The sequence below is a fragment of the Streptomyces sp. NPDC051218 genome, assembly GCF_044455475.1.
GTDB lineage: Bacteria > Actinomycetota > Actinomycetes > Streptomycetales > Streptomycetaceae > Streptomyces.
The window spans coordinates 317,128-334,994 of record NZ_JBITEU010000002.1 but is presented as its reverse complement, the minus strand read 5'-3'; the positions used below and the strand labels follow the sequence as shown (position 1 = coordinate 334,994).

12 protein-coding genes and 2 pseudogenes are annotated in these 17,867 nt (G+C 69.0%); 5 read left to right on the top strand and 9 right to left on the bottom strand.

Annotated features, from left to right (window positions below; translation table 11 throughout):
- Positions 1 to 67: 67 nt before the first annotated feature.
- From ACIBCK_RS07925 to ACIBCK_RS07915, 3 genes are all read right to left on the bottom strand, one after another.
- A complete protein-coding gene (locus ACIBCK_RS07925; RefSeq protein WP_399387805.1) occupies positions 68 to 910 on the bottom strand; it encodes a pectate lyase in 843 nt (280 codons plus the stop codon).
- 96 nt (positions 911 to 1,006) lie between these two features.
- Positions 1,007 to 1,921, bottom strand: a complete 915-nt coding sequence (locus ACIBCK_RS07920) for a hypothetical protein (protein ID WP_399387804.1) — start codon at positions 1,919 to 1,921, stop codon at positions 1,007 to 1,009.
- The gene (locus ACIBCK_RS07915; RefSeq protein WP_399387802.1) at positions 1,921 to 2,454 is read right to left on the bottom strand and encodes a SigE family RNA polymerase sigma factor; all 534 of its coding nucleotides are present in this window, start codon (positions 2,452 to 2,454) and stop codon (positions 1,921 to 1,923) included. The genes ACIBCK_RS07920 and ACIBCK_RS07915 overlap by 1 nt, the downstream gene beginning before the upstream one ends.
- Before the next feature lie 326 nt (positions 2,455 to 2,780).
- Here ACIBCK_RS07915 and ACIBCK_RS07910 point away from each other — a divergent pair, with 326 nt between their 5' ends.
- Positions 2,781 to 4,685, top strand: coding sequence for a rhamnogalacturonan lyase (locus ACIBCK_RS07910; RefSeq protein WP_399387799.1), 1,905 nt, complete (start codon positions 2,781 to 2,783; stop codon positions 4,683 to 4,685).
- 59 nt (positions 4,686 to 4,744) lie between these two features.
- On the opposite strand, the gene ACIBCK_RS07905 is transcribed toward ACIBCK_RS07910, so the two are convergent.
- Together ACIBCK_RS07905 and ACIBCK_RS07900 are read right to left on the bottom strand one after the other, a co-directional pair.
- Positions 4,745 to 5,758 carry a LacI family DNA-binding transcriptional regulator gene (locus tag ACIBCK_RS07905; RefSeq protein ID WP_399387797.1) on the bottom strand — a complete coding sequence of 338 codons (1,014 nt, stop codon included), beginning with the start codon at positions 5,756 to 5,758 and terminating at the stop codon, positions 4,745 to 4,747.
- Positions 5,759 to 5,966: 208 nt separating this feature from the next.
- Positions 5,967 to 6,215 (bottom strand): annotated as a pseudogene (locus tag ACIBCK_RS07900) (glycoside hydrolase family 48 protein); the annotation flags it as partial.
- Positions 6,216 to 6,503: 288 nt separating this feature from the next.
- Between ACIBCK_RS07900 and ACIBCK_RS07895 the strand changes: the two are divergent.
- The 3 genes from ACIBCK_RS07895 to ACIBCK_RS07885 all read left to right on the top strand — a co-directional run bounded on the left by ACIBCK_RS07895 (position 6,504) and on the right by ACIBCK_RS07885 (position 10,255).
- Complete coding sequence (locus ACIBCK_RS07895; RefSeq protein ID WP_399387796.1) at positions 6,504 to 7,640, top strand: glycoside hydrolase family 5 protein; 1,137 nt, start codon at positions 6,504 to 6,506, stop codon at positions 7,638 to 7,640.
- 77 nt (positions 7,641 to 7,717) lie between these two features.
- Positions 7,718 to 9,100 (top strand): glycoside hydrolase family 6 protein, encoded by a 1,383-nt coding sequence (locus ACIBCK_RS07890; RefSeq protein WP_399387794.1) that lies wholly within the window; start codon positions 7,718 to 7,720, stop codon positions 9,098 to 9,100.
- A gap of 147 nt (positions 9,101 to 9,247) precedes the next feature.
- A complete protein-coding gene (locus ACIBCK_RS07885; RefSeq protein ID WP_399387792.1) occupies positions 9,248 to 10,255 on the top strand; it encodes an arabinan endo-1,5-alpha-L-arabinosidase in 1,008 nt (335 codons plus the stop codon).
- A 91-nt stretch (positions 10,256 to 10,346) separates the two neighbouring features.
- On the opposite strand, the gene ACIBCK_RS07880 is transcribed toward ACIBCK_RS07885, so the two are convergent.
- From ACIBCK_RS07880 to ACIBCK_RS07865, 4 genes and pseudogenes are all read right to left on the bottom strand, one after another.
- A complete protein-coding gene (locus ACIBCK_RS07880) occupies positions 10,347 to 11,864 on the bottom strand; it encodes an alpha-N-arabinofuranosidase (RefSeq protein ID WP_399387791.1) in 1,518 nt (505 codons plus the stop codon).
- Between the two features lie 45 nt (positions 11,865 to 11,909).
- Entirely contained in the window at positions 11,910 to 12,773 is an 864-nt protein-coding gene (locus ACIBCK_RS07875) for a carbohydrate ABC transporter permease (protein ID WP_399387789.1), read from the bottom strand.
- Entirely contained in the window at positions 12,770 to 13,717 is a 948-nt protein-coding gene (locus ACIBCK_RS07870) for a carbohydrate ABC transporter permease (RefSeq protein ID WP_399387787.1), read from the bottom strand. The genes ACIBCK_RS07875 and ACIBCK_RS07870 overlap by 4 nt, the downstream gene beginning before the upstream one ends.
- A pseudogene (locus ACIBCK_RS07865) lies at positions 13,714 to 15,066 on the bottom strand (extracellular solute-binding protein). The gene ACIBCK_RS07870 and the pseudogene ACIBCK_RS07865 overlap by 4 nt, the downstream one beginning before the upstream one ends.
- A gap of 264 nt (positions 15,067 to 15,330) precedes the next feature.
- On the opposite strand from ACIBCK_RS07865, the gene ACIBCK_RS07860 reads away from it, so the two are divergent.
- Positions 15,331 to 17,820 (top strand): alpha-L-arabinofuranosidase C-terminal domain-containing protein, encoded by a 2,490-nt coding sequence (locus ACIBCK_RS07860; protein ID WP_399387785.1) that lies wholly within the window; start codon positions 15,331 to 15,333, stop codon positions 17,818 to 17,820.
- Positions 17,821 to 17,867: the final 47 nt, after the last annotated feature.

Genomic DNA, 17,867 nt, shown 5'->3' with positions numbered 1-17,867 from the left:
CCACGCCTGCGACACCCTCCTGACGCCACCGGTGACCTGCCGGTCGCCGGTGGCCCGGACCTCGCGCCTACTGGTAACTGATGTCCGACGCGCTGTACTTGCAGTACGTCCCGTCAGGACCGCTGCCCGTCTCGTCGGGCTCGTCGCCCGAGTCGTTGCCCGTGTAGCGGATACAGGGCTCGATCTCCTTGTCGTCGTCGCCGTGGATGCGGATCTTGCTCAGGGTCGCCGTGTCGCCGTAGTTGGTGTTGATGCCGACCAGGGACTTGCCGGGCGCCGTCACGTCCACGTCGTTGATGGTGATCGTGCGCTTGTACTGCTTGGAGCAGTTGCCGCAGGAGCGGACCAGCTTGCCGAAGTCCGAGACCTGGAAGCCGGTGATGTGCAGCTTGCCCGCGCCGTTGAACTGGAGGATTTTGTCGTCGGCCTTCTTCGCGCCGCCGCCGGTCACGGTGTACGTCGAGCTGGTCGACGTGCCCTTGAAGCTGGCCGCGTCCTCGCCGACGTCCTCCCACCACACGTTCTGGATGGTGCAGCTGCCCGAGCAGTGCACGCCGTCGGCGGCCGGCTTGCCGATCACTACGTTCTTGAGGACCGCGCCGTCCTTCAGCTTGAAGATCGGGTCCTGGCCCTCCTCCTGGCCGTCGCCGCCGAGGTCTCCGCTGCCGTAGAAGCGCTGGAGTCCGCCGTCGTAGGTGCCGGACACCTCGATGGTCCTGGTGACGGCCTTGTCGCCGGTGGGGGTGGGCCAGTCGGCCGCGGCGGTCGCAGCTCCCGCCGGGGAGAGCAGCACGTTGGCGCCGAGGGTGGCGCCGGTCAGCAGGAGCGCGCCGCCCGCCGCGCCCACGACACGGCGGCGGGTCAGGCGGCGCTTGCGGCTCTTGCGCAGTTCGGCTCGTTGCGTGGTCATGGGGACCGCTCTTTCGCTGGGGGGATGACCTTGCGTCTGCTGGTCGCCGCCCGGATGCGGAAGGTTGCCGCCTCCGCCAGATATTTCGGCGGGCCCCTAGGACGTGCGGGCGAAGTCGCCGCGTACTGCTGCTCTTTGGCCCGACGCGGTCGCCTCCGCCGCGTACGTGTCATCGCCGGCGTCCCTGCCGCCCTCGGCGTGGTGGTACTGCCCCGCGAAGACGTGCTCCCCCGCGGGGACGGTCCGGCCCGCCTTCAGCGTCCAGCGGTAGACCAGCTCACCGCCCTGCTCGCGCACGGAGACGGTGAAGTCGTCGGCGGGCGGAGAGCGCCAGTTGCCCGTGTCGGTGACGCCACCGGTCTGCGCCACGCGCAGCTCGACGGTGAGCGCGGCGAGCGGCTTCTCGGTCTTGAAGGTGAGGGTGCTCTGCGCCCAGAAGTCGTTGCTCTGCGGGTCGATGGAACCGTCGCTCCAGAGGTAGCCGTCCTCGACGCTCTTGGCGTCCGGCGCCACGCGCTGTGTGCCGGACGGGGGGTCGGCCTTCTCCGGCGGCCGGTCCGCGTCCTGGCCCTCGCCCTCGCCCTCGCCCTTGCCCTTGCCCTTGTCCTTGCCTTTGCCCTTGTCCGGCGCCTTCGTCGTCGCGTCGCCCGAACGGTGCGGGGGCTCGGCCGGTGAACTCGGCTTGGCGTTCTCGTCGTCCCCGGAAGTGGCGGGGCCGGGCGCGGACGAGGAGTCGGGGGCAGGCGGGGTGCCCACGGTGCTGGGCGGCGGTTCCTCGCCCTGGACGACGGAGGCGACGGCGTAGCCGCCGAGTGCGAAGACACCGGCCACGGCGGCCGTCGCGCCCGCGATCCGCAGCCAGGGGGCGGGCCGTGGCAGCCTGCCGCGGGACGGGGCACCGGGGTCGACGGCGTCACGCTCCATGCCTCGCTCGACCCGGGCGAGCATCCGCTCCCGGTCGGGGTGGTGCTCGGACGCGGCATCGCGCAGCTGCTTGCGTACGTCGTCCATCACTGCCTCCCTCCCACGAGTTGCGACGCGGCCAGGTCACCCAGAAGCCGTTGCAGCTCCGCCATCCCCTTGGACGTCTGGCTCTTCACCGTACCCACCGATATTCCGAGCGTGAGCGCGGTGTCCCTCTCCGACAGGTCGAAGGCGTGCCGCAGGACCACACAGGCCCGCTTACGGAAGGGCAGCGTCCGCAACGCCTCCTGGACATCGACGACCGCCGGTACGTCGGGGTCGTCCACACCCTCCGCGCGTTGCCCCCAGAACAGCGCCACGCGTCGGCGCTCACGGACGGCGCTGCGGATGCGGCTGCGCGCCATGTTGGCGACGACTCCACGGGCGTACGCTCCCGGGTGGTCGGCGGCGCGCACCCGGTCCCAGCGGTGCCAGAGCGCGACCAGGGCGTCCGCCGCGAGGTCGTCGGCAGCGTCCTTCTCTCCGGTCAACATGTGGGCGAGGCGGGCGAGTTCGGCGTAGTGCCGCTCGAAGAAGTCGTGGAACTCCGCGGCGGCTGCGTCGTCGACGGCTGTGCCCACGGGTGACCTCTTTCTGCGCTCGCGCGGCTCTGCACACGCGCTGGTGGCCCCCGTGCCGCCGAAGTGCGGTGCGCGAGCATAGCAACGTCTGTGCGAGAGATCGAACAACGTACGGGATCCCAGTCAGATCTGAGCCCGGCGGTATGGAGTCATCCGGCACGGTTCGCCTCCACCCGCCCCTCGGACCGCACGGTCAGGTGGCGGCCGTCGCCGCCCTCGACCTGACGGTAGGTCACCTCTTCCGCCAAGGGTTCGTACAAGCGGCAACCTTTGGTGGCTCCCGCGGCGACTGAGTCGAGGCACTGTCTCTCCCCGCAGGAGCACCCATGGCCGAGCACCCGTACACCGAACGCCACCGTCCCGGAGGCCGAAGAGGACGGCGGGCCCGCGTCCGGGTCCTGATCACCGCCGTCGTCGCGGGCGCCCTCGCCGCCGGTGGGCTCATCGCCCTGTCGTCGACCTCGTCCGCGGCCACCACCCGCCAGGCCGAGGCGCTGGATCGGGGTGTGGTCAGCGTGCACACCGACGCCGGCAACCTGGTCAGCTGGCGCTGGCTCGGCACCGATGACGACGACGTGGCCTTCAACGTCTACCGAGGCGGTACGAAGGTCAACTCCTCCCCCGTCACCGGCTCGACGAACTACTTCCACGCGGGCGCCCCGAACAGCGCCGACTACACCGTGCGCGCGGTGGTCGACGGCACCGAGCAGGGGGGCGACTCCGTGCACGCGGTGCAGTTCCGCGCCGGTTACAAGGACGTGCCGATCACGCCGCCCGCCGGGGGCACGACCCCGGACGGCGTGGCGTACACCTACGAGGCGAACGACGCCTCCGTCGGCGATCTCGACGGGGACGGCGCCCTGGACTTGGTACTGAAGTGGCAGCCCACCAACGCCAAGGACAACTCCCAGTCCGGCTACACAGGCAACACGGTCATCGACGGCGTCAAGCTGGACGGCACCCGTCTGTGGCGGATCGACCTGGGCAGGAACATCCGCTCGGGCGCGCACTACACGCAGTTCCAGGTGTACGACTACGACGGCGACGGCAGGGCCGAGGTCGCCATGAAGACGGCGGACGGCACGAAGGACGGCGCGGGCACGGTGATCGGCAGCGCGTCCGCCGACCACCGCAACTCCAGCGGCTACGTCCTGGCCGGGGCCGAGTACCTGACCATGTTCGACGGCAGGTCCGGCGCCGCGATGGACACGGTCGACTACGTCCCGGCGCGCGGCAACGTCGCGGGCTGGGGCGACAGCTACGGCAACCGCGTGGACCGCTTCCTCGCCGGGACCGCCTATCTCGACGGCAGCAGGCCGTCGCTGATCATGGCGCGCGGCTACTACTCGCGGTCCGTCATCGCCGCCTGGGACTGGCGGGGCGGGGCCTTGACCCGGCGCTGGACCTTCGACACCAACTCCTCGACCAACACCGGCAAGGGGTACGACGGCCAGGGCAACCACAGCCTGTCGGTCGCGGACGTCGACGACGACGGCAAGGACGAGATCGTCTACGGCGCGATGACCGTCGACGACAACGGCAGCGGCCTGTGGACGACCAAGCTCGGCCACGGCGACGCCGGGCACGTCGGCGACCTCGATCCCTCACGCACGGGCCTGGAGTACTTCAAGGTGTCCGAGGACAGCTCCAAGCCGGGCTCCTGGATGGCCGACGCCCGTACGGGGCAGCGCCTGTGGACCACGGCGTCCGGCTCGGACAACGGCCGGGGCGTGTCGGCCGACGTCCACGCCGGTTCGGCGGGCGCCGAGTCGTGGTCGGCGGCCGACAGCACCCTGCGCTCGCCGGCCGGTGCCTCGGTCGGCCGCGAGCCCTCCAGCATCAACTTCGTGAACTGGTGGGACGGCGACACCACCCGCGAACTCCTCGACGGCACCCGCATCGACAAGTACGGCACGGGCGGCGAGACCCGCCTCCTGACCGGGGCGTCCGTGGCGTCCAACAACGGCACGAAGGCGACCCCCGCCCTGTCCGGCGACATCCTCGGCGACTGGCGCGAGGAGGTCGTGTGGCGCACCTCCGACAACAAGGCGCTGCGGATCTACTCCACCCCGCACGAGACGCGCACGAAGATCACCACACTGCTCCACGACCTCCAGTACCGCACCGCGCTCGCCTGGCAGAACACGGCCTACAACCAACCGCCGCACCCGAGCTTCTTCATCGGCTCGGGCATGGCGAAGGCGCCGCGGCCGACGCTCTCCACTCCCTGAGTGAGGCACCGACAACAGAAATCGGCCGCACCGCGGCCGACTCACCCCACGGCTCCGCGTCAGCCCTTCGCGGGCCCAGGCCCCGAGCTCGCCCGCACCGTCAACTCCGGTACGAGCAGAGCCACTTCGTCATCTCCCTGCCCCCGCAGCTTCGCGACCACCCGTTCCACCGCCTGGCGCCCCATCTCCTGTGCGGGGATGGCGACGGAGGTGAGCCGCACCGAGGCCTGGGTGGCGACCTGGTCGGGGCAGATGGCGATGACGGATACGTCTTCCGGGATGGCACGGCCCTGCTGGCGCAGAAGGCTCAGGAGGGGTTCCACGGCGGACTCGTTCTGCACGACGAACCCCGTGGTGCCGGGGCGCTCGTCGAAGATCCGGGACAGGGTCGCGGCGAGCGCGTCGTACGACCCGTCGCAGGGCCGGTGCAGCACCCGCACGCCGAGCTCCCGGGCCCGCCCGCGCAGCCCGTCCAGCGTGCGCTCGGCGAACCCGGTGTGCCGCTCGTACACGGCGGGCGCCTCGCCGATCACGGCGATCTCCTGGTGGCCGAGCCCGGAGAGGTGCTCGACGCACTGGGCGCCTGTCGCCACGAAGTCGAGGTCGACGCAGGTCAGGCCCGTGGCGTCGGCGGGGAGGCCGATGAGGACGGCGGGCCGGTCGGCCTCTCGGATGAGCGGAAGGCGCTCGTCGTGCAGCTCCACGTCCATCAGGATCATCGCGTCGGCGAGCGCGCTGCCCTCGATGCGCCGGACCACGTCGGGCCCCTCCTCGCCGGTCAGGAGCAGCACGTCGTACCCGTGGGTGCGTGCGGTGGTGGCGACGGCGATGGCTATCTCCATCATCACCGGCACGTACATGTCGGTGCGCAGCGGCACCATCAGCGCGATGATGTTGGACCTGCTGCTGGCCAGGGCGCGGGCCCCGGCGTTCGGGTGGTAGCCGAGCTCGCGGATGGACCGTTCGACGCGGTCCTTGGTGGAGGCGGAGATGGACCTCTTGCCGCTGAGTACGTAGCTCACCGTGCTGGCCGAGACTCCGGCGTGGTGGGCTACCTCGGCAAGGGTGACCATTCGGCTCTCCTGGGGGGCGTGAGGCGGTGGCGAAGCGCTTCGACTTGGGGCCGCCACCTCGACCCTAGAGGGACACCCATGCACTGTCCATAGGCACGTCGAAGCGCTTCGACTGGCCTTGTCAGCCAAGGGAGTTGCCGTCCCCGTAAACGATGCCACGCCCGTTCGTGGACATGTACACCCGCCCGTAGATCCGTGGATCACGGGCGTCGGCGTCGGGGGCGTACGTGGCCGGTTTCGCCGCATTGTAGAAACTGTTCGTCGGCTGGTCGGCGTGGGTCGGGATCATGAATTTCTCCATGGTTTCCCAGGCCGCGTTGAAACGTGCCCGGTCGCCGCTGGCCTTGCGTCTCATGACCGTGATCGGAGGCTTCGACAACGAGGGTTTCGACGGAGTGGTAGGGAATACCGTCCGGCGATAAATAGCCGTTCGCATATCCGTGATCTTCGCGTAGAGGTGGTCTGGCCTGCGGGGTCGAGCGCCACTAGGACGGGGGCCAGCGCGGCTCGATGGGGGGCGGGCTCCGCTTGGGGAGCGGGGGAACCAGTGGGAGCGCTCCCAAAATTCAGCCGGACGGGCCCGATGTCAAGAGCCCTCACACGAAAGGGAGTTGTCGAATTAATTCGACAGTGGATATCCAGGGAATCTGAGAAATCCGCCAACCTTTCTGTTCTCGGCGGCGACTTCCTGCTAGCTTCCACGGCACCAGTGGGAGCGATTCCGGTTCAATCCGAGGAGTCGCTCATGCCCCGCCCCCCATGTCTGCTCCGGACCCTCGCCGTGCTTGCGGGCACCGTCCTCATCGCCGCCGGACTCGCGATGCCCTCCGCCCTGCCGACGGCGGGCGCAGCGCCCGTCACGGCCACACCACCCCCCGTGTTGCACGCCGACGGCAACCGCCTCGTCGACGCCGAAGGCGCCACGCACCGCCTGCTCGGAGTCAACCGCTCCGGCGGCGAGTTCGCCTGCGTCCAGGGCTACGGCATCTTCGACGGCCCGGTCGACGACGCCTCCGTCCAGGCCATCGCGGACTGGAAGGCCAACACCGTACGCATCCCGCTCAACGAGGAGTGCTGGCTGGGAACCGACAACATCGACCCGCGCTACGCGGGCGCCAACTACACATCCGCCATCGAGGAACTGGTCCGGCGCGTCCAGGACCACGGCATGACACCGATCGTCGAACTGCACTGGTCCCACGGTCAGTACACCGGCGACTCGGCGGGCTGCCCGGACGTGCACGCAAGCTGCCAGAAGCCGATGCCCAACGCGCGATACACCCCGGAGTTCTGGACCTCGGTCGCGAACACCTTCAAGGACGATCCGGCGGTCGTCCTCGACCTGTTCAACGAGCCCTACCCGGACCGCGCGACGCCCACCACCGAGCAGGCATGGGACTGCTGGCGGGACGGCGGATCCTGCCCCGGTATCGGCTACGAGGTCGCCGGTATGCAGGACCTGCTCGACGCGGTGCGCGCGACGGGCGCGGAGAATCTCGTCCTCGCGGCCGGCATCGCGTACTCGAACGACCTCGGCGGCTGGCTGGAGCACAAGCCCACGGACCCGGCGGGCAATCTCGCCGCCGCCTGGCACGTCTACAACTTCAACGCGTGCTCCACCAGCAGTTGCTGGGACGCACAGCTCGCTCCGGTCGCCGCCGAAGTGCCGCTCGTGGCAGGTGAGATCGGCGAGAACACCTGCTCCCACGGCTTCATCGACTCCGTCATGAAGTGGCTCGACGCGCACCAGGCCTCGTATCTCGGCTGGACCTGGAACACCTGGAACTGCGCGTCGGGCCCCGCCCTGATCAGTTCCTACGACGGCACGCCGACCGCGTTCGGCGCGGGACTCCGCGACCATCTGGCCGCGCTCGCCGGCTGACCCGTCCACCCCGCACCCGACCGTCCGTCCCACCCATCTGACCCGTCATCCCACACCCGAAGGGAACCACCCCCACCATGAGCCGTACGCACACCGGGCACCGCAGATCCCGCGCCCTCTTCCTGACCGCGCTCGCCACCGTCCTCGCCACCACCGGCGGCACCGCCCTCGCCGTGAGCGACAGCGCGGGCACCTCGACCACGGCCCAGGCAGCGGCCGCGCGCGTCGACAATCCGTACGCGGGCGCCAAGCCCTATGTGAACCCGGAGTGGTCGGCGAAGGCCGCCGCCGAGCCGGGCGGCGACGCCATCGCGAACCAGCCCACCGGCGTCTGGCTCGACCGGATAGCCGCGATCGAGGGCGCGGGCGATTCGATGGGCCTGCGCGACCACCTCGACGAGGCGCTCCAACAGGGCGCGGGCGTCATCCAGTTGGTCATCTACAACCTGCCGGGACGGGACTGTGCCGCGCTCGCCTCCAACGGCGAGCTCGGCCCCACCGAGATCGACAAGTACAAGACCGGCTACATCGACCCGATCGCGGAGATCCTCGCCGACACCAAGTACGCGAACCTGCGCGTCGTCACGACCGTCGAGATCGACTCGCTGCCCAACCTGGTCACCAACACCGGCAGCCGCCCCACCGCGACGCCCGAGTGCGACGTGATGAAGGCCAATGGCAACTACGTGAAGGGCGTCGGCTACGCGCTGCGCGAGCTCGGCGCCGTGCCGAACGTCTACAACTACGTGGACGCGGGCCACCACGGCTGGATCGGCTGGGACGACAACTTCGCCGCGTCCGCCCAGGTCATGCACCAGGCGGCGACCTCCGACGGTGGCAGCGTCGACAACGTGCACGGCTTCATCACCAACACGGCCAACTACAGCGCCCTGAAGGAGAACAACTTCAAGATCGGCGACACCGTCAACGGCCGGTCGGTCCGCGAGTCCACGTGGGTCGACTGGAACCGCTCCGTCGACGAGCTCACCTTCGCCCGGACATTCCGCAACCAGCTCGTCTCCACCGGTTTCAGGTCCGACATCGGCATGCTCATCGACACCTCGCGCAACGGCTGGGGCGGCGCGGACCGCCCTGCGGGCCCCGGCCCCACCACGGACGTCAACACCTATGTGGAGGGCGGCCGTTACGACCGGCGCATCCACATAGGCAACTGGTGCAACCAGTCGGGCGCGGGCCTCGGCGAACGGCCGACGACCGCTCCGGAGTCCGGCATCGACGCCTACGTGTGGATGAAGCCGCCGGGCGAGTCCGACGGGTCGAGCAAGGAGATCCCGAACGACGAGGGCAAGGGCTTCGACCGCATGTGTGACCCGACGTACGAGGGCAACCCCCGCAACGGCTTCAACCCCTCGGGGGCGCTCGCGGACGCTCCGATCTCCGGGAAGTGGTTCTCGGCCCAGTTCCAGGAGCTCCTGAAGAACGCGTACCCGCAGCTGTAGCGCAACTGGCATTCGTCTGCGGGTGCACCGCGGCCGACCGTGCCCGCGCGGCGGAGCCGCACACGTCACAGCCCGCACCCCTTGGGGGCCCGGTGCTCACGCTCCGGGCCCCTGCCAACCCCGTGGTCGATCCCCCAGGAGACCGGAGTGACCCACAGCCCCAGCCGCACCCCCACCGCCTTCCGGCCCACCTTCCGGCGCAGAGCCCTGGTCGCGCTGCCTGCCGCCGCCCTGCTCGCCCTCGTACCGAGCAGCGCGACCGCCTACCCGAACCCCGGCCGGGTGACCGGTGACATCGTCGTGCACGACCCGACCATGGCCCGCACCTCGTCGGGCAAGTACCTGCTCTACTCGACCGGGGACGGCCTGCAACTGCGTACGTCCACCGACCGCATCGCCTTCGGCCGCAACGGCTCCGCCTTCCCCTCCCGGCCGAGCTGGTGGAACAACTACAACTCCACCGGGGACGTCTGGGCGCCCGACATCTCGCACCACGGCGGCAAGTACCTGATGTACTACTCCGTCTCGTCGTTCGGCTCGAACAAGTCGGCCATCGGCCTTGCGGCCTCCACGACCGGTGAGCCCGGCTCCTGGACCGACTACGGCGCCGTGTACACCTCGACCACCTCCAGCGACTACAACGCCATCGACCCGAACCTCTTCGTCGACGACGACGGCAAGTGGTGGCTGTCCTTCGGCTCCTGGTGGACCGGGATCAAGATGATCAGGGTCGATCCCTCGACGGGCAAGCAGTACGCGGGCGATACGGCCCGGCGTTCACTCGCCTCTCGGCCCACCGGCACCCAGGCCGTCGAGGCGCCCTACATCGTCAAACGGGGCGGCTACTACTACCTGTTCGCCTCGTACGACACGTGCTGTGCGGGCACCAGCTCCACGTACAAGATCAAGGTGGGCCGCTCCTCAGGCGTCACCGGGCCGTACGTCGACAAGAACGGCGTCAGCATGATGAACAACGGCGGCACCCCGGTCCAGGAGAGCCACGGCCGCTACATCGGCCCCGGCGGCCAGTCGATCCTGAAGGACACCGACGGCGACCTGCTCGCCTACCACTACTACGACGGTCAGGACAACGGCACTCCGAAGTTCGGCGTCAACCTCCTGAACTGGAGCTCCGGTTGGCCCGTCGCCTACTGAGCCCGCTCACAGAGCGCGCAGGACGAGCGCGAAGGCCGGACGGATGGGCGTGGCCGCGGTGGCGGGCGTGCCGGTCGGCTTCGGGCAAGCTCTAGCCCAGCCGGATCATGTTCCACGACAGCGGCTCCAGGACGGTGTGCAGCGTGCCGTCCTGGAGTGTGGTTCCGGTGACGCCGTGCGGGGTCACGCGCTCCGGCTCCGCGAGGGTGTTGCGGGCGTCCGGGTCCGCGTCGGCCAGGGCGCTGTGCTCGATGACGGCTCTCAACTCAAGGCCATGGAGGGCGATTTCGAGGGGTAGCGACTCGCTCTGGCTGCGGTTGACCGCGAAGACGGTGACGGTGCCGTCGGCGGCGCGGACGGCCGTCGCGTGCAGCTGAGGCACCTCGCCGTACTTCTGCGTCTCGTGCGCGGGCGAGTCCACGCGTACGTCGAGTACCTTGCCGCGGCCGTGCCGCGACGCCTGCGCGAAGGGGAAGAAGGTGGTCTGCCGCCAGGCGGGCCCGCCCGGCTCGGTCATGATCGGCGCGATGACGTTGACCAGTTGGGCCAGGCACGCGACGGCGATACGGTCGGCGTGCCGCAGGAGAGCGATCAGGAGCGAGCCTACGACGACCGCGTCGGTGACGGTGTAGTTGTCCTCCAGGAGACGCGGCGCCTCGGGCCAGTCGCGCAGACTCTCCTCGACCTCGGGGTGCGGCCGGGACTGGTACCAGACGTTCCACTCGTCGAAGGACAGATTGATTTTCCTTTTGGACTTCAGGCGGGCGCCCACGTGGTCGCAGGTGGCGACGACGTTCTCGATGAAGGACTCCATGTCGACGGCGGATGCGAGGAACGAGTCCCGGTCGCCGTCGGTCTCTTCGTAGTAGGCGTGCAGGGAGATGTGGTCGACGAGGTCATAGGTCTCGGCCAGGACCGTGGCCTCCCACGCGGCGAAGGTCTCCATGGCCTGACCGGAACTGCCGCAGGCGACCAGTTCGACGTCCGGGTCCGCCTGGCGCATCGCCCGCGCGGTCTCGGCGGCCAGGCGCCCGTACTCCTCGGCGGTCTTGTGGCCGGTCTGCCACGGTCCGTCCATCTCGTTGCCCAGGCACCACAGGCGGATGCCGAAGGGGTTCTTGTCGCCGTGCGCGGCACGCAGGTCGGACAGGGCGGTGCCGGAGGGGTGGTTGGCGTACTCCTGGAGTTCCAGGGCCTGTTCGACGCCTCGCGTGCCGAGGTTCACCGCCATCATCGGTTCGGCCTGCGGGCCGATCTTGCGCAGGAAGGCGATGTACTCGGAGAGCCCGAAGCGGTTGGTCTCCGTGGAGTGCCAGGCCAGGTCGAGACGGCGCGGGCGCTCGTCGGCGGGGCCGACGGAGTCCTCCCACTTGTATCCCGAGACGAAGTTCCCGCCGGGGTAGCGCACGGCGGTCACGCCGAGCTCGCGGATCAGTCCGAGCACGTCGGTGCGCAGCCCGTCCTCGTCGGCCGCGGGGTGGCCCGGCTCGTAGATGCCGGTGTAGACGCAGCGGCCGAGGTGCTCGACGAAGGAGCCGAAGAGGCGGGGGGCGACCTCGCCGACCGTGAAGGCGGGGTCGAGGGTGAAGCGTGCGGTGCGGGGCGCCATGCGGAACCTTTCAACGGGGCTGCTGTGCAGGGGTACGTACGGGGGTCACTGGCCGGCCAGGCCCGTGTGGGCCACGCCGCTGACGATCTGGCGCTGGAAGAAGACGAAGACGACGATCAGCGGAAGGCCCGCCATGAGGCCGCCCGCCATGAGCTGCGCCCACTGGATTCCGTAGGAGTTCATGACGGTCGCGATGCCGTTCGGCATCGTCATCAGGTCGGGGTTGTTGGTCACCATGTACGGCCACAGGAAGTTGTTCCAGGACGCGATGAACGTGAAGATCCCGACGGCCGAGAGCGAGGGCCTGGACAGCGGCAGGACGATGGTGAAGAAGACCCGCCAGCGTCCGGCGCCGTCGATGTACGCGGCCTCCTCCAGCTCGTGCGGGATCGACTGGAAGAACTTGTAGAGGATGTAGACCATCGCGGCGGGCGCGCACTGCGGCAGGATCATGCCCCAGTAGGTGTCGACCATCCCCATGGACTGGACGGTCGTGAAGAGCGGGACGCCGAGCACGGCGGGCGACACCATCAGGCCCGCCATCACCAGGCCGAGGAGCACGTTCTTGCCCCGGAACTCGGTGCGCGCGAAGCCGTACCCGGCGAGCGCGCTGACGAACACCACGATGAAGGTGACGCAGACCGAGACGACGAGTGAGTTCACGAACCAGTTGGTGATGTTGCCGCTGTCGAAGAGCGCCTTCCACGCCTGGCCCGTCCACTCCTCCGGCACCCAGTGGGTGGGCACCTCGACGGCCTCGGTCTCCGACTTCAGCGACGTGAACAGGGCCCACAGCAGGGGTGTCATCCACAGCGCGGAAACGAGAACGCCGAGCGCGGTGAGCACGATCTGGCTCGGGGTCCACTTCTTCTTGCGTACGGCCGTCTTGCTCAGGGTGGTGGTGCTCATCGCACGCCCTCCTCACGCTTGCGCAGGAGCCACATCCGGCCGAGGGCGACGGCCGCGATGAGCACGAAGAAGATGATGGAGATCGCCGAGGCGTAGCCCACGCGGTAGGCGGTGAAGCCCTCTTCGAGGGTGTACTGGACGAACGTCCGGGTGCTTTCCTCGGGGCCCGGCCCGAAGTCCTGCATCACCACGGCCTGGTCGAAGACCTGGAGCGAGGCGAGGATCTGCAGCGTGATCACGAGGCCGGTGATGTTGCGCAGCATGGGCAGGGTGATGTGCACCATCCGCTGCCAGGCGCCCGCGCCGTCGAGCTCGGCGGCCTCGTACAGGTGTCGCGGGATGCTCTGCAGGGCGGCGAGGAAGAGCAGGAAGCTGAAGCCGACCGTCCACCACAGCGTGGTGATCACGACGGCGAGCAGGGCGGTGGACTTCTGGGTCAGCCAGGGCGTGTCGAGGCCGAAGACGTGGTTGATCATCCCGGTGGCCGGGTTGAACAGCCACTGCCACAGGTTTCCCGCAACCGTCGACGGCAGCAGGAAAGGGGCGAAGAAGCAGAGCCGCCAGAGCCACTTGGCGCGCTCGATGTGGTGGGCGAGCATCGCGAGGAGGAAGGCGAGGACGACGATGCAGGGCACCACGAGCAGGGTGAAGTACGCGCTGTGGCCGAGGGAGTCCCACAGGAGGGGGCTGTCGAGGGCCTCGCGGTAGTTGTCGAGGCCCACGAAGCGTGCGCCCGTGCCGGAGATGTTGGCGTCGGTGAAGCTCAGCCACAGGCCACGGCCGATCGGGAGCAGCACGAACAGCGCGAACAGGGCGAGGAACGGGGCGACGAACCAGCCGCCGTGCTGGACGCGACGCGTCAGCCGGGCCCTCAGCGAATCGGCGTCCGCCGCAGGGGCGGTCCGTACGGCGGCCGGGGCGACCGCCGTGTCGACGGCGCTCATGCGGCGCTCCCTCCCTCGGTGGCGGATCTGCCTTCCATCGGGTTCTTCATCGCGACCAGCTGTTCGAGTACGTCCTTCATGCGCCGCGCGGTGGCGTCGGGCTTGGCGGAGCCGACGTTGGAGGAGGCGATGACGGGGCCGATACGCTGGGCGAGGAGGCCGGTGGAGCCCGCGAACCAGGCCGGCGGTTCGACCGCCATGTGCTCCATCGCGGAGACGTACTCGGACTGTGGTTCGAGGGCCAGGTACTTCTTGTCGTCGAGCGTCGGCAGGTGGGCGGGGATGTGCCCGCCGCGCGCCCAGGCGGTGGCGTTCTTGACGACGTATGCGGCCAGTTGGTGCGCGCCCTCGTTGGTGGCGCCGCCGCGCTGCGACTGGTGGGGCAGGACGAAGCAGTGCGACTCGGTGTGGGTGGCGGGCTTCCCGAAGACGGGTGGCAGCGGGGTCGCGCCATACTTCAGCTTCGCGCCGCTGAAGACGGGCACCGACCAGTTGCCCTCCCAGGTGAAGGCGGAGCCGTTGACGAAGGCCTCGGCGTCGGCGATGCCGATCGCGGTGGAGTAGCCGTCGGTCAGGTGCCGGCGCAGGAACTCCAGGACCTGGGTGGCCTTGTCGGTGTCGAGGGTGACGTCCCGGCCGTCGGCGCTGAGGCAGGTGCCGCCGAGCTGGGTGTAGAAGGACAGGAAGAACCACCAGGAGAAGTTCGGCTCGTCGGCCTTGATGCCGATGGTGTGGACGTCGCCCTTGACGGCCTTCTTCGCCGCCTTGAGCACCTTGAACCACTCCTCGGGCGAGGTCACATCGGCCAGATCGCCGTCGGCGTCGAGCAGTCCCGCCTGCCGGCAGATGTCCTTGCGGTAGAAGCAGAGCTAGGCGTGGATGTCGAGGGGAAGCCCGTAGAGCTTGCCGTCGATCAGGGCGCGCTTCCACAGCAGGGGGTCGAAGTGCGCCTCGCGCACACCGTACTTGGCGAGCAGCCGCACGTCCCAGGGGTCGAGGAGCTGTCCGGGAGCGAAGCCGGGTATGCGGCCCAGGTGCATCACCGCGAGGTCGGGTGCGCGATTCCCCGAGGCGGCCATCGCGAGCTTGGTGTAGTACGGGTTGCCCCACTGGAGGGTCGAGTCCTTGACGGCGACGCGGGGATGCGCGGCCCGGAATGCGTCGAGCATCGCGATCATGTTGGCGCCGTCGCCGCCGGAGAACAGGTTCCAGTAGCGGACCCGTACGTCCGCGTCCGACGCGATCGCGGACGCGCTGCGGTTCGCTGCGGCGAGTCCGAAGCTGCCCGCGACGGCGAGCGCTCCGACGGAGCCGAGCACACCTCGTCGGCTGGGGAGGGGTGGTGACATTGCGGCTCACTTCTGTTCGATATTTCGAATGCTGCTCGCAACTTCGAACGGGACCGTAAGGTCGATCGCGGGGCGCGTCAACGGTTCGGACAGAGCCAGGGGCGAAGTCCCCCGAATTACTGGGAAGTTGTTCGACATCACGAACCCCAGGACGCACCTGGGCCTCTTCCTGCGCAATGCGTTGACGCGCCGCCCCTCGCTACCTAAGTTGCCGTTCGACCCACTGATCGATGTTCGAAATACCGCACGAAGACTGGGGTACGCATGGCACGCAGACGATGGAGGCTCGGGCTCACGCTGGGGGCTCTGCTCGCCGGAACGCTCGCCGCGGGACCCACCGCCGCGGCCGAGCCCACCGACTACACCATCGACGTCGACCCGACCCGCACCGGCGCGAAGATCGACGACTCGATGTACGGCGTCTTCTACGAGGACATCAACCGCGCGGCGGACGGCGGCCTCTACGCCGAACTCGTCCAGAACCGCTCCTTCGAGTACTCCACCGCCGACAATGCGGCCTATACGCCGCTGACTTCGTGGGACACGGCCGGCTCCGGTTCAGCGAAGGTGGTGAACGACGAGGGCCGCCTCAATGCCCGTAACCGCAACTACCTGTCCCTGGACGGCGGTTCCTCCGTCACCAACTCCGGCTACAACACCGGCATCGCGGTCACCAAGGGCAAGCGCTACGACTTCTCGGTCTGGGCGCGCACCGGCGGCGCGCGGAAGGCCCCGCTGACCCTCGGCCTGCGCGACGCTTCCGGCGACCTGGCCCCGGCCCGCCGTGTCACCGCGCGCGGCGGCTGGGCGAAGTACCGGGCCTCCTTCACCGCGGACCGCACCTCGGCTACCGGCCGGCTCACCGTGGCCTCGGGCGCCCCCGTCGCGCTCGACGAGATCTCCCTCTTTCCGCGCGACACCTACAAGGGGCGCGCGAACGGCCTGCGCAAGGACCTCGCCGAGAAGATCGCCGACCTGGACCCCGGCTTCCTGCGCTTCCCCGGCGGCTGCCTGGTCAACACCGGCTCCCACGAGGCGTACGACGAGACGACCGGCTGGCAGCGCAAGCGCTCGTACCAGTGGAAGGACACCATTGGGCCGGTCGAGCAGCGCGCCACCAACGCAAACTTCTGGGGCTACAACCAGAGTTACGGACTCGGCTACTACGAGTACTTCCAGTTCGCCGAGGACACCGGCGCCATGCCCCTGCCCGTCGTGCCCGCCCTGGTGACCGGCTGCGGACAGAACAAGGCCACCGACGACCCGGCCCTCCTGAAGCGGCACATCCAGGACACCCTGGACCTCATCGAGTTCGCCAACGGCCCGGCGACGAGCGAGTGGGGCAAGAAGCGGGCGGCGATGGGCCACCCGAAGCCCTTCCGCCTCACCCACCTGGAGGTCGGCAACGAGGAGAACCTCCCCGAGGAGTTCTTCGCCCGCTTCAAGGAGTTCCGCGCGGCCATCGAGGCGAAGTACCCGGACCTCACCGTCATCTCCAACTCCGGCCCCGACGACAGCGGTTCGATCTTCGACAAGGCCTGGCAGTTGAACCGCGACGCGGGCGTGGCCATGGTCGACGAGCACTACTACAACAGCCCGCAGTGGTTCCTGGAGAACAACGACCGCTACGACTCCTACGACCGCAAGGACCCGAAGGTCTTCCTCGGCGAGTACGCCTCGCAGGGCAACAAGTTCTCCAACGCCCTGTCCGAAGCGGCCTTCATGACCGGCATTGAACGCAACGCCGACGTCGTCAAGCTCGCCTCGTACGCCCCGCTGCTCGCCAACGAGGACTACGTCCAGTGGAAGCCGAACATGATCTGGTACGACAACGACCAGTCATGGGGCTCGGCCAACTACGAGACGCAGAAGCTCTTCATGCGCAACGTCGGCGACGAGGTCGTGCCGTCCACGGCCTCCGGCACCCCCGCCACGTCCGGCCCCATCACCGGCGCCGTCGGCCTGTCCACGTGGGCGACCAGCGCCGCGTACGACGACGTGAAGGTCACCGGTGAGGACGGCAGGACGCTGCTGACCGACGACTTCTCCGGCGGTGACGAGCAGTGGAGCAAGGCTGCGGACAAGGGCACGTGGGCCGTCCAGGACGGTGCGTACGTGCAGTCCGACGAGGCCGCGGAGAACACTCTGGTCACGGCGGGCGACAAGAGCTGGCAGAACTACGACCTGAGCGTGAAGGCCACCAAGAAGTCCGGCAAGGAAGGCTTCATGGTCGCCTTCGGGGTCAAGGACACCGGCAACCACTACTGGTGGAACCTGGGCGGCTGGAACAACACGCAGTCGGCCGTCGAGAAGAGCGTCGACGGCGCGAAGCAGACCATGGTCCAGGACACGACCACCATCGAGACGGGCCGCAGCTACGACCTGCGCGTGGAGGTGCGCGGGCGTCAGGTGACCCTCTTCATCGACGGCGATAAGTGGGGCTCCTTCACGGACGACAAGCCCGCCGAGCCGTTCCGCCAGGTCGTCACCCGCGACAAGGCCACCGGCGACCTCATCGTCAAGGTCGTCAACGCGCAGGGCTCGGATGCGCGCACCAAGATCGCCCTCGGCACGGCCACGAAGGTGGGGCCGAGCGCCAGGGTGACCACGCTCGCCGCCGACCCGGCCGCGGAGAACACGAAGGACGCGACTCCGGTCAAGCCGGTGACCTCGACGTTCCGGGGTGTGTCCGACACGTTCTCCTACACGTTCCCGGCGAACTCGATCACCTTCATGAGGGTCAGAACCGGCTGAAGAAGATCGTCCGGCGCGGCGCGCACCCTGGGAACAAACGCCGTCAT